Origin of the sequence: Streptomyces sp. NPDC093510 (assembly GCF_040683555.1) — a bacterium.
GTDB lineage: Bacteria > Actinomycetota > Actinomycetes > Streptomycetales > Streptomycetaceae > Streptomyces.
On the sequence record NZ_JBFBEE010000017.1, the window covers coordinates 82,149 to 94,200 of the forward strand.

General features: G+C 68.8%; 9 protein-coding genes. 8 read left to right on the plus strand and 1 reads right to left on the minus strand.

Annotation, left to right across the window (positions count from 1 at the left end; genetic code table 11):
• The first annotated feature begins 30 nt into the window (after positions 1 to 30).
• The 8 genes from nuoH (at position 31) to recQ (ending at position 10,576) form a co-directional block, all read left to right on the plus strand.
• Entirely contained in the window at positions 31 to 1,371 is a 1,341-nt protein-coding gene (nuoH, locus tag AB0N81_RS26705) for an NADH-quinone oxidoreductase subunit NuoH (protein WP_365362773.1), read from the plus strand.
• Entirely contained in the window at positions 1,364 to 2,023 is a 660-nt protein-coding gene (nuoI, locus tag AB0N81_RS26710) for an NADH-quinone oxidoreductase subunit NuoI (protein WP_365362573.1), read from the plus strand. The genes nuoH and nuoI overlap by 8 nt, the downstream gene beginning before the upstream one ends.
• A complete protein-coding gene (locus AB0N81_RS26715; RefSeq protein ID WP_365362575.1) occupies positions 2,020 to 2,859 on the plus strand; it encodes an NADH-quinone oxidoreductase subunit J in 840 nt (279 codons plus the stop codon). The genes nuoI and AB0N81_RS26715 overlap by 4 nt, the downstream gene beginning before the upstream one ends.
• On the plus strand, positions 2,856 to 3,155 hold the full coding sequence (gene nuoK / locus AB0N81_RS26720; RefSeq protein ID WP_003974374.1) for an NADH-quinone oxidoreductase subunit NuoK: 300 nt from the start codon (positions 2,856 to 2,858) through the stop codon (positions 3,153 to 3,155). The genes AB0N81_RS26715 and nuoK overlap by 4 nt, the downstream gene beginning before the upstream one ends.
• A 14-nt stretch (positions 3,156 to 3,169) precedes the next feature.
• A complete protein-coding gene (gene nuoL, locus AB0N81_RS26725) occupies positions 3,170 to 5,065 on the plus strand; it encodes an NADH-quinone oxidoreductase subunit L (protein WP_365362577.1) in 1,896 nt (631 codons plus the stop codon).
• Positions 5,066 to 5,070: 5 nt separating this feature from the next.
• Entirely contained in the window at positions 5,071 to 6,684 is a 1,614-nt protein-coding gene (locus tag AB0N81_RS26730; protein ID WP_365362579.1) for an NADH-quinone oxidoreductase subunit M, read from the plus strand.
• Entirely contained in the window at positions 6,681 to 8,330 is a 1,650-nt protein-coding gene (nuoN, locus tag AB0N81_RS26735; protein ID WP_365362581.1) for an NADH-quinone oxidoreductase subunit NuoN, read from the plus strand. Before AB0N81_RS26730 ends, nuoN begins: the two co-directional genes overlap by 4 nt.
• Positions 8,331 to 8,506: 176 nt before the next feature.
• A complete protein-coding gene (gene recQ / locus AB0N81_RS26740) occupies positions 8,507 to 10,576 on the plus strand; it encodes a DNA helicase RecQ (protein WP_365362583.1) in 2,070 nt (689 codons plus the stop codon).
• 66 nt (positions 10,577 to 10,642) lie between these two features.
• On the opposite strand, the gene fahA is transcribed toward recQ, so the two are convergent.
• Positions 10,643 to 11,929 (minus strand): fumarylacetoacetase, encoded by a 1,287-nt coding sequence (gene fahA, locus AB0N81_RS26745; protein ID WP_365362584.1) that lies wholly within the window; start codon positions 11,927 to 11,929, stop codon positions 10,643 to 10,645.
• Positions 11,930 to 12,052: the final 123 nt, after the last annotated feature.

The window sequence follows — 12,052 nt, forward strand, 5'->3', positions numbered from 1 at the left end:
CTGGTGCCGCTTGCGGCGGAAGACCTGTCCATGTTCGGCCGCGACCCCTGGTGGCTTGTCGCCTTCAAGGCGGTCTTCTGCTTCGCGTTCCTGATGGTGACGGTCCTCCTCGCCATCGTGTGGGAGCGCAAGGTCGTCGCCTGGATGCAGCTGCGCATCGGCCCGAACCGGAACGGCCCCTGGGGTCTGCTGCAGTCCCTGGCGGACGGCGTCAAGCTGATGCTCAAGGAAGACGTGATCGTCAAGCGTGCGGACAAGGTGGTCTACATCCTTGCTCCGGTCATCGCGGCGATCCCGGCCTTCATGGCGATCGCGGTGATCCCCTTCGGGCCCGCGGGCAACGAAGTCTCGATCTTCGGCCAGCGCACCACCATGCAGCTCACCGACCTGCCGATCGCGATGCTCTACATCCTCGCGGTCGCCTCCGTGGGCATCTACGGCATCGTGCTCGCGGGCTGGAGCTCCGGATCGACGTACCCGCTCCTCGGCGGCCTGCGCTCCTGCGCGCAGATGATCTCGTACGAGATCGCGATGGGCGCCGCCTTCGCCTCCGTCTTCCTCTACTCGGGGTCGATGTCGACGTCGACGATCGTCGAGGCACAGGCGGACCGCTGGTACGTACTGCTGCTTCCCGTCTCTTTCATCATCTACATCGTGACGATGATCGGCGAGACGAACCGCGCGCCGTTCGACATGCCGGAGTCCGAGGGCGACCTCGTCGGTGGCTTCAACACCGAGTACTCCTCCATCAAGTTCGCGATGTTCATGCTCGCCGAGTACATCAACATGGTCACCGTCTCGGCGGTGTCGGTCACGCTGTTCCTGGGAGGCTGGCGGGCCCCGTATCCGATCAGCACCTTCTGGGAGGGCGCGAACCACGGCTGGTGGCCGATGCTCTGGTTCGTGATCAAGGTCCAGCTGCTGCTGTTCTTCTTCATCTGGCTGCGCGGCTCGCTGCCACGCGTCCGCTACGACCAGCTGATGAAGCTCGGCTGGAAGGTCCTGATCCCGGTCTCGGTCGTCTGGCTGATGCTCGTCGCCACGGTCAGGGCGATGCGGAACGAGGACTACGAATTCACCTCGATCGCGCTCTACGTGGGCGGCGGGGTCATCGCACTGCTGCTGCTCTCCGTCGTCGTCGACATCTTCCGCGACAAGCGCGAGAAGGAAGCCGCCGCCGCCGAGGAGGAGAAGCCGGTCGCCTTCGACCCGATGGCGGGCGGGTTCCCCGTGCCGCCCCTGCCCGGCCAGAGCCTGCCACCCGTCCCGCGCCGACGCTCGCGCCAGGAGCGGGAGCTGATTGTCAGTGGTGGCCCGGATACTCAAAGTGACGGAACCCGAAGTGATGGAAAGGAGGCGTCCGATGGCTGAGTCGAACCAGGAGTCGCACGAGTCGAACCAATCGAAGCAGGGGTTCCAGAACCCTGTCGCGGGCTTCGGCGTGACCTTCAAGGCCATGTTCAAGAAGCGGCTGACCGAGCAGTATCCGGAGCAGCAGAAGACCACTGCTCCCCGCTTCCACGGCAGGCACCAGCTGAACCGCCATCCGGACGGCCTGGAGAAGTGCATCGGCTGTGAGCTCTGCGCCTGGGCCTGTCCCGCGGACGCCATCTATGTGGAGGGCGCGGACAACACGGACGAGGAGAGGTACTCGCCCGGTGAGAGGTACGGCCGCGTCTACCAGATCAACTACGCCCGCTGCATCCTGTGCGGCCTGTGCATCGAGGCGTGCCCCACGCGCGCGCTGACGATGACGAACGAGTTCGAGCTGGCCGACACCAGCCGCGCGAACCTCATCTACACCAAGGAGCAGCTGCTCGCCGGTCTGGACGAGGGCATGGTCGACAGCCCGCACTCGATCTTCCCCGGCACGGACGAGCAGGACTACTACCGGGGCCTGGTGACCGAGGCCGCGCCGGGGACGGTGCCCCAGGTCGCGCTCTCCAAGGGAGAGACGCCGCAGGAGGCGGCCGCCGACTTCGGGGACGGCGAGCCGGCTTCGGAGAAGGTGGTCGGCCGATGACGCAGCTCGCCGCCTACACCACCTCCACCGGCGAGGCCTTCCAGTTCTGGGTGCTCGGCACGGTCGCGGTGATCGGCGCCCTGTGCACCATCCTCATGAAGAAGGCCGTGCACAGCGCGCTCTGCCTGGCCGGGACCATGATCATCCTCGCGGTGTTCTACCTGGCCAACGGCGCGTACTTCCTGGGCATCGTCCAGATCGTCGTCTACACCGGCGCGATCATGATGCTCTTCCTCTTCGTCGTCATGCTGGTCGGTGTCACCGCCGCCGACTCCCTTTCGGAGACCATCAAGGGCCAGCGCTGGCTGGCCCTCCTGTGCGGGCTCGGCTTCGCGGTGCTGCTCTTCGCGGGCATCGGGAACGCCTCCATGAAGGAGTTCAACGGCCTCGGCAAGGCGAACTCCGGAGGCAACGTCGAGGGCCTCGCGGGCCTCATCTTCACCAAGTACGTCTTCGCCTTCGAGATCACCGGCGCCCTGCTCATCACCGCCACGGTCGGCGCGATGGTGCTCACCCACCGCGAGCGCACGGAGCGCGCCAAGACCCAGCGCGAGATGTCCGAGGAGCGCGTGCGCGCCGGCAAGCACCTGCCGCCGCTGCCCGCCCCGGGTGTGTACGCCCGGCACAACGCCGTGGACATCGCGGGCCTGCTCCCCGACGGCACCCCGTCGGAGCTCACGGTCAACAAGACGCTGCGTGAGCGCGGCCAGATCCGCGACGTGTCGAGCGAGGCGCTGGACGACCTGCGGGCCCTGGAGCAGCGCTCCACCGATCGCCTGGAGCGGCCCGACCTGCGGAGCGACGACATCGGGCGGACCGAGGAGGCATCGAAGTGAACCCCGTCAACTACCTCTATCTCGCCGCCCTGTTGTTCACGATCGGCGCGACCGGCGTGCTCATCAGGCGGAACGCGATCGTGGTGTTCATGTGCATCGAGCTCATGCTCAACGCCTGCAACCTCGCGTTCGTGGCCTTCTCCCGGATGCACGGCAACCTCGACGGCCAGATCATCGCGTTCTTCACGATGGTCGTCGCCGCCGCGGAGGTCGTGGTCGGGCTCGCGATCATCGTGTCGCTGTTCCGCTCCCGCCACTCGGCCTCGGTCGACGACGCCAGCCTGATGAAGCTCTGAGGGGTCGCTGAATCGTGGAGAACTTGATTGCGCTGCTCGTCGCGGCGCCACTGCTCGGAGCGGCCGTACTGCTGTGCGGCGGCCGGGCACTGGACCGCGCGGGCCACTGGCTCGGCACGCTGCTCGCGGCCGCCTCCTTCGTCATCGCCGTGGTGCTCTTCTCGGACATGCTGGGCAAGGGTGCCGAGGAACGCTCGCTGTCACAGCACCTGTTCAGCTGGATTCCCGTCGAGGGCTTCCAGGCGGACGTCGCCTTCCAGCTCGACCAGCTGTCGATGACGTTCGTCCTGCTGATCTCCGGTGTGGGCACCCTGATCCACATCTACTCCATCGGGTACATGGAGCACGACGAGCGGCGCCGCCGCTTCTTCGGCTACCTGAACCTGTTCCTCGCGGCGATGCTCCTGCTCGTCCTCGCCGACAACTACCTGCTCCTGTACGTCGGCTGGGAGGGCGTCGGCCTCGCCTCGTACCTCCTGATCGGTTTCTGGCAGCACAAGCCCAGCGCGGCCACCGCCGCGAAGAAGGCGTTCCTGGTCAACCGGGTCGGCGACGTGGGCCTGTCGATCGCCATCATGCTGATGTTCACCACCTTCGGGACCTTCGCCTTCGGCCCGGTCCTGGAGGCCACGGGTGAGACGTCGGAGGGCAAGCTCACGGCCATCGGCCTGATGTTGCTGCTCGCCGCGTGCGGCAAGTCCGCGCAGGTGCCGCTGCAGTCCTGGCTCGGTGACGCGATGGAGGGACCGACCCCGGTCTCGGCCCTGATCCACGCTGCCACGATGGTGACCGCGGGTGTGTACCTGATCGTCCGTTCCGGCGCGATCTTCAACGGCGCGCCGGACGCGCAGCTCGTCGTCACCGTCGTCGGAGCGGTCACGCTCCTGTTCGGTGCGATCGTCGGTTGCGCGAAGGACGACATCAAGAAGGCCCTCGCCGGATCGACGATGTCCCAGATCGGCTACATGATCCTGGCCGCGGGCCTCGGCCCCATCGGCTACGTCTTCGCGATCATGCACCTGGTCACGCACGGCTTCTTCAAGGCCGGGCTCTTCCTCGGCGCCGGCTCGGTCATGCACGGCATGAACGACGAGGTCGACATGAGGAAGTACGGCGGCCTCCGCAAGTACATGCCGGTCACCTTCGTCACCTTCGGCCTCGGCTATCTGGCGATCATCGGTTTCCCCGGTCTGTCCGGCTTCTTCTCCAAGGACAAGATCATCGAGGCGGCGTTCGCCAAGGGCGGCACGGAGGGCTGGATCCTCGGCTCGGTGGCGCTCCTGGGCGCGGCCATCACCGCGTACTACATGACGCGCGTGATGATCATGACCTTCTTCGGAGAGAAGCGCTGGCAGCCCGATGCGGAGGGCAACGAACCGCATCCGCACGAGTCGCCGAAGTCCATGACGATCCCGATGATCGTGCTCGCCTTCGGGTCGGTGTTCGCGGGTGGCTTCTTCAGCATCGGCGACCGCTTCACGCACTGGCTGGAGCCGGTCACCCACCACGACCACGGCGACTCGCCGCTGAGCGCGGCCACCGTCACGGGCGCCACCATGGTTGTCCTCGTCATCGGCGTCGCCCTCGCCTACGTCCAGTACGGCCGCCGGCCCGTCCCGGTCACCGCCCCGCGCGGCTCGGTGCTCACCCGCGCCGCCCGCCGCGACCTCCTCCAGGACGACTTCAACCACGTCGTCCTGGTGCGCGGCGGCGAGCACCTCACGCGGTCCCTGGTCTACGTGGACCACACCCTGGTCGACGGGGTCGTCAACGGCACGGCGGCCTCGATGGGCGGCCTCTCCGGACGCCTGCGCAAACTGCAGAACGGCTACGCCCGCTCCTACGCGGTCTCGATGTTCGGCGGCGCTGCGGTTCTCATCGCCGCGACCCTGCTGATGAGGGCGGTCTGATACCGATGTCCTTTCCCCTGCTGACAGCGACGGCGGTCCTGCCCGCGGTCGGCGCGATCGCCACGGCAGCCGTTCCGGCCGCCCGGCGGACCGCCGCCAAGTGGCTCGCCCTGCTCGTCTCGCTCGCGACGCTCGGCCTCGCGGTGACCGTGCTCGTACGGTTCGACCCGGACGGCGACCGCTACCAACTCACCGAATCGCACGCCTGGATCAAGGACTTCGGAGTGCGGTACGAGCTCGGGGTCGACGGCATCGCCGTCGCACTCGTCGCGCTCACCGCCCTCCTGATCCCCTTCATCATCCTGGCGGGCTGGCACGACGCCGACCCTTCCCCAAGCTCTCAACTTCGTTCGAGCAGGGGAGGCCCCAATGAGACGAAGGCCCCTTATAAATGGCGGCCGACTCAGGGCTTCTTCGCCCTGATCCTCGCCGTCGAGGCGATGGTGATCATCTCCTTCGAGGCCACCGACGTCTTCCTCTTCTACATCTTCTTCGAAGCCATGCTCATCCCGATGTACTTCCTCATCGGCGGCTTCGGAGACCGCGCCCACGCGGGCAGCGACGAGAACGCCTCGGCCCAACGCTCCTACGCGGCCGTGAAGTTCCTCCTCTACAACCTCGTCGGCGGCCTCATCATGCTGGCCGCTGTGATCGGGCTCTACGTGGTGGCGGGAAACTTCTCGCTCCAGGAGATCGCCGCCGCGCGCGCGGACGGTTCGCTCGACATGGCGACCAACACCGAGCGGTGGCTCTTCCTCGGCTTCTTCTTCGCCTTCGCGGTGAAGGCGCCGCTGTGGCCGCTGCACACGTGGCTGCCGAACGCGATGGGGGAGTCCACCGCCCCCGTCGCCGTGCTGATCACGGCCGTGGTCGACAAGGTCGGCACGTTCGCGATGCTGCGGTTCTGCCTCGGGCTCTTCCCCGAGGCGAGCGAGTGGGCGACGCCTGTCATCCTCGTCCTCGCCCTGATCAGCATCATCTACGGAGCACTGCTCGCGGTCGGCCAGCGCGACATCAAGCGCCTGGTGGCGTACGCGTCGATCTCGCACTTCGGGTTCATCGTCCTCGGCATCTTCGCGATGACCTCGCAGGGCCAGTCCGGCGCGACGCTCTACATGGTCAACCACGGCATTTCCACCGCCGCCCTGATGCTGGTCGCCGGGTTCCTGATCTCGCGGCGCGGCTCGCGCCTGATCGCGGACTACGGAGGAGTGCAGAAGGTGGCCCCTGTGCTCGCCGGCACCTTCCTGATCGGCGGCCTGGCCACGCTCTCGCTCCCCGGGCTCGCGCCCTTCGTGAGTGAGTTCCTCGTCCTGGTCGGCGCGTTCGCCCGCTATCCGGTGGTCGGGATCATCGCGACCGTCGGCATCGTGCTCGCCGCGCTGTACACGCTGGTCCTCTACCAGCGGACGATGACGGGCCCCGTGAAGGCGGAGGTCTCGTCCATGCCCGACCTGCGGGTGCGTGAACTGGTCGTCGTGGCACCGCTGATCGCGCTCCTGATCGGCCTCGGGGTCTACCCGAAGCCACTCACCGAGGTGGTCAACCCGGCGGTCGAGCACACGATGTCCGACGTACAGAAGAAGGACCCCAAGCCCGAGGTGGAGGCGGCCAAGTGAGCGCATCAGCCGTCCACAGCCTGTGGACAACGGCGGCAGATCCGATCGACAAGATCGACGCGCCCAACATCGAGTACGGGCAGCTGTCGCCGACGTTGATCGTCATCGGCGCGGCCGTCCTCGGAGTGCTCATCGAAGCCTTCGTCCCGCGCAAGTCCCGTTACTACGTACAGCTGTTCGTCTCTGTGGTCGCCCTGGCCGCCGCCTTCGCCGCGGTCGTCGGACTCGCGGCCCGCGGCTTCGGCACCACCAAGGCCCAGATCGCGGCGATGGGCGCGATCGCGGTCGACGGCCCGGCACTCTTCCTGCAGGGCGTCATCCTGCTCACCGGAATCGTCGCGATCTTCACCTTCGCGGAGCGGCGCCTCGATCCGGCGGCGCACGGGAACCGCGTCGACTCCTTCGTGGCGCAGGCCGGTTCCACGCCGGGCAGCGAAGGCGAACAGGCCGCCACCAAGGCCGGGTTCACCACCACCGAGGTGTTCCCGCTGGCGCTCTTCGCCATCGGCGGCATGCTCGTCTTCCCCGCGGCCAACGACCTCCTGACGCTCTTCATCGCCCTGGAAGTCTTCTCCCTGCCGCTGTACCTGCTGTGCGCGCTCGCCCGCCGCAAGCGCCTCATGTCGCAGGAATCAGCCGTCAAGTACTTCCTGCTCGGCGCGTTCGCCTCGGCGTTCACGCTCTTCGGCATCGCGCTCCTCTACGGATACGCGGGCTCCGTCTCGTACGCGACGATCGCGAACGTCGTCGAGGGCAACGTCAAGACCGTGGACCCGGCGCTCGCCGACACCATGGGCAACGACGCGCTGCTCCTGATCGGCGTCGCGATGGTGGTGATGGGGCTGCTCTTCAAGGTGGGCGCGGTGCCGTTCCACATGTGGACCCCGGACGTCTACCAGGGGGCCCCGACGCCGGTCACCGGCTTCATGGCGGCGGCGACGAAGGTGGCCGCGTTCGGCGCCCTCCTCCGTCTCCTCTACGTGGTGCTGCCGGGTCTGCGCTGGGACTGGCGTCCTGTCATGTGGGGCGTCGCGATCATCACGATGCTGGGCGGCGCGATCATCGCGATCACACAGACCGACATCAAGCGGCTCCTCGCGTACTCGTCGATCGCGCACGCCGGCTTCATCCTCGCCGGTGTGATCGCCACCACCCCGGACGGCATCTCCTCCGTCCTCTTCTACCTGGGCGCCTACTCCTTCGTGACCATCGGCGCCTTCGCCGTCGTCACGCTGGTGCGGGACGCGGGCGGCGAGGCGACGCACCTGTCGAAGTGGGCGGGGCTCGGCCGCAGGTCCCCGCTGGTCGCCGCGGTCTTCGCGGTGTTCCTGCTCGCCTTCGCCGGCATCCCGCTGACCTCCGGGTTCACCGGGAAGTTCGCGGTCTTCAAGGCGGCGGCGGAGGGCGGCGCGGGCGCGCTGGTCGTGGTCGGTGTCCTGTCGTCGGCGATCGCCGCGTTCTTCTACATCCGGGTGATCGTCCTGATGTTCTTCAGCGAGCCGAAGGCGGACGGCCCCACGGTCGCCGTGCCCTCGCCGCTGACGATGACGGCGATCGGGGTGGGCGTCGCGGTGACGCTGGTCCTGGGCGTGGCCCCGCAGTACTTCCTGGATCTGGCGAACCAGGCGGGGGTCTTCGTCCGGTAGCCCGATTCCTTCGTACATGTGTCGCCGCCCGGCATCCCGAGAAGGGGTGCCGGGCGGCGGCCTGTGGATAACTGTCCGGGGTGTCGGTGGGGAGCCCTATCGTGGAGGCAGTGGTCGAGGCAGCGGTCGAGGCACGAAGCACGGCGGGGGACAGGGCGATGGATGGGACCAAAGGCATGAGTGAGGTGACGGCGCCGGTACAGGCGCCGGGCGCGGCGACCGGATCCGTCGGCTCCGTGACGGAGAGCGACGCCCTGCGGACGCTCCACCGCGTCTTCGGGTACGACGCCTTCCGCGGCGAGCAGGAAACGATCATCGACCATGTGGTGGGCGGCGGGGACGCCGTCGTCCTCATGCCGACCGGTGGCGGCAAGTCCCTCTGCTATCAGATCCCGGCCCTGGTCAGACCGGGCACGGGTGTGGTGGTCTCCCCGCTCATCGCCCTCATGCAGGACCAGGTGGACGCGCTGCGGGCGCTCGGCGTCCGCGCGGGGTTCATCAACTCCACGCAGGACTTCGACGAGCGGCGCGTGATGGAGGCGGAGTTCCTCGCGGGCGAGCTCGACGTGCTCTATCTGGCCCCGGAGCGGCTGCGTCTCGACGCGACCCTGGACCTCCTCTCGCGGGGCAGGATCTCCGTCTTCGCGATCGACGAGGCGCACTGCGTCGCCCAGTGGGGGCACGACTTCCGGCCGGACTATCTGGCGCTCTCCGTGCTCGGGCAGCGCTGGCCCGACGTGCCGCGGATCGCCCTGACCGCGACGGCCACGCACGCCACGCACCGGGAGATCACCGAGCGGCTCGGCATGCCGGACGCCAAGCACTTCGTGGCGAGCTTCGACCGGCCCAACATCCAGTACCGCATCGTGCCGAAGGCCGAGCCGAAGAAGCAGCTCCTGTCCTTCCTGAAGGAGGAGCACGCGGGCGACGCGGGCATTGTGTACTGCCTGTCACGCAATTCGGTGGAGAAGACTGCCGAGTTCCTCTGCCGCAACGGCATCGAGGCCGTGCCGTACCACGCGGGCCTGGACGGCGGCACGCGCGCGGCGCACCAGTCCCGCTTCCTGCGGGAGGAGGGCCTCGTCGTCTGCGCCACGATCGCCTTCGGCATGGGCATCGACAAGCCGGACGTCCGCTTCGTCGCCCACCTCGACCTGCCCAAGTCCGTCGAGGGGTACTACCAGGAGACGGGCCGCGCGGGCCGCGACGGCCTGCCGTCCACGGCCTGGATGGCGTACGGCCTCCAGGACGTCGTGCAGCAGCGCAAGATGATCCAGGGCAGCGAGGGCGACGAGGCGTTCCGCCGCCGGGCGGCCTCGCACCTCGACGCGATGCTGGCGCTCTGCGAGACCGCGCAGTGCCGCCGCACCCAGCTCCTCACCTACTTCGGCCAGGAAGCGGCGGCGGAGTCGTGCGGGAACTGCGACACGTGCCTCGCCCCGCCCGAGACCTGGGACGGCACGGTGGCGGCGCAGAAGGTGCTGTCCACGGTGGTGCGTCTGCAGCGCGAGCGCGGGCAGAAGTTCGGCGCGGGCCAGATCATCGACATCCTGCTCGGCAAGAAGACCGCGAAGGTCATCCAGTTCGACCACGACCAGCTCTCGGTCTTCGGCATCGGCGAGGAGCTGGCGGAGGCCGAATGGCGGGGCGTGGTGCGGCAGTTGCTGGCGCAGGGTCTGCTGGCGGTGGAGGGGGAGTACGGCACGTTGGTGCTCACCGAGACGAGCGGTTCCGTCCTGGGCCGGGAACGCGAGGTGCGGCTGCGCAAGGAGCCGAAGCGGGCTCCGGCCGCGCGGGCGTCCAAGGGCGAGCGCAAGGCGAAGTCGGCGGCGGCGGTCGCCGAGCTGCCTCAGGAGGCGGTGCCGCTCTTCGAGGCGCTGCGGGCCTGGCGCGCGGCCCAGGCGAAGGAGCAGGGCGTCCCGGCGTACGTGATCTTCCACGACGCCACACTCCGGGAGATCGCGACACTGCGACCCACGTCCGTGTCGGACCTGGCGGGCATCAGCGGCGTCGGCGAGAAGAAGCGGGCGACGTACGGCGAGGGCGTGGTCGGGGTCGTGGCGGAGTTCGGGGGCGGGGCGGTTCCTGGCGGGGCGCCTGACGGAGGCACCGGGCCGGGCGGGGCACCGGGCGAGGCGCCGGGCGGTGCCTCCGCCGACGGGGCGGTCGGCGGAGGCGAGTCGTCGCCGGTCGATGAGGCGGAGCTGGGCTGGGGCGACGAGGAGGAGCCGGACTGGACGTCCTGAGTGTGCCGGGGCCTCCGGGGTGGGCGTCCTGAGACCCGGCCCCCCGGCCCCCGGCCCGCTCGCTCGCTACCGCGCCGCCACGATCCGGCCCGTCACCTCGCCGAGGCCCACCTTGGTCCCGCCGGGGCCGGGGGCCCAGGCCGAGAGGGCGACCTCGTCGCCGTCCTCGAGGAACGTCCGCTTCCCGTCGGCGAGTTCGATGGGGTCGCGGCCGTTCCAGGTCATCTCGATCAGTGAGCCGTACTGGCCGGCCTCGGGGCCGCTGACCGTGCCCGAGCCGTACAGGTCGCCGGTGCGCAGCGAGGCACCGTTGACCGTCATGTGTGCCAGCTGCTGCGCGGCCGTCCAGTACACGCCCGAGAACGGCGGCTCGGAGATGACCTGGCCGTTGAGGGTGACCGTCATGCGCAGGTCGTAGCCGCCGGGCTCGTCCGTCGCGGACTCGGCGGAGTCGTCCAGGTAGGGCAGCAGCTGGTGCGTGCGCTCCGGAGGCGCGATGCGGGCCGAGTCCAGGGCCTCCAGCGGGGTGATCCACGCGGACACCGATGTGGCGAAGGACTTGCCGAGGAACGGGCCCAGCGGAACGTACTCCCACGCCTGGATGTCGCGCGCGGACCAGTCGTTGAGGAGGGTGAGACCGAAGACGTGCTCCCGGAAGTCCGCCAGGGGCACGGGGGTTCCGTGCTCCGAAGAGGCGCCGACCACGAAGCCGACCTCCGCCTCGATGTCGAGGCGGACCGAGGGTCCGAAGACGGGGGCCGTGTCGGCGGGTGCCTTGCGCTGGCCCGTGGGGCGGACCACATCCGTCCCGGAGACCACGACCGTGCCGGACCGGCCGTGGTAACCGATGGGCAGGTGCTTCCAGTTGGGGGTCAGCGGGGTCGGCGAGTCCGGACGGAACATCTTGCCGAGGTTCGTCGCGTGGTTCTCCGACGCGTAGAAGTCCACGTAGTCCGCGACCTCGAACGGCAGGTGCAGGGTCACTTCGGAGAGGGGGTGCAGCAGGGGGCGTACGGACTCCCGGTGGGCGGGCACGGTCACCCACGCCGTCAGGGCGCGCCGCACGTCGGACCAGGCCGTGCGGCCCGCGGCGAGCAACGGGTTCAGCGTGGGCCGGGCGAGGAGCGAGACGTAGGGGGAGCCGAGTGCCGCGGCGGCGGCGCCCGCGTCCAGGACGTACGAGCCGAGCCGTACCCCGACCCTGCGTCGGTCGTTCGCCTCGCCGGCCAGGGAGAACACGCCGTAGGGAAGGTTGTGCGGGCCGAAGGGGTCGCCCTCGGGGGTTCCGGTGAGACCTCCGGGGAGGTCGGTGGTGTCACCGGCGGCCGGGTCGAGCGGGGTCTGCTCGGACATGCGTACCTGCCTCGCTTTCCATAGGGGTGTGCCCCACGTTACGTGTGGAGACCCCCGTTGCGGCAGTGCCTGAAGAGTGAGCGATGTCCGGATAAGCCTTGCTGGACCGTCCAGTTGTGAGCG

What these genes read in the sequence shown, in the direction of transcription:
- nuoI (WP_365362573.1), top strand. Translation starts at nt 1,364, where the DNA reads ATGGCTGAGTCGAACCAGGAGTCGCACGAGTCGAACCAATCGAAGCAG.
- AB0N81_RS26715 (WP_365362575.1), top strand. Translation starts at nt 2,020, where the DNA reads ATGACGCAGCTCGCCGCCTACACCACCTCCACCGGCGAGGCCTTCCAG.
- recQ (WP_365362583.1), top strand. Translation starts at nt 8,507, where the DNA reads ATGAGTGAGGTGACGGCGCCGGTACAGGCGCCGGGCGCGGCGACCGGA.
- fahA (WP_365362584.1), bottom strand. Translation starts at nt 11,929, where the DNA reads ATGTCCGAGCAGACCCCGCTCGACCCGGCCGCCGGTGACACCACCGAC.
- AB0N81_RS26730 (WP_365362579.1), top strand. Translation starts at nt 5,071, where the DNA reads ATGTCCTTTCCCCTGCTGACAGCGACGGCGGTCCTGCCCGCGGTCGGC.
- nuoH (WP_365362773.1), top strand. Translation starts at nt 31, where the DNA reads ATGTTCGGCCGCGACCCCTGGTGGCTTGTCGCCTTCAAGGCGGTCTTC.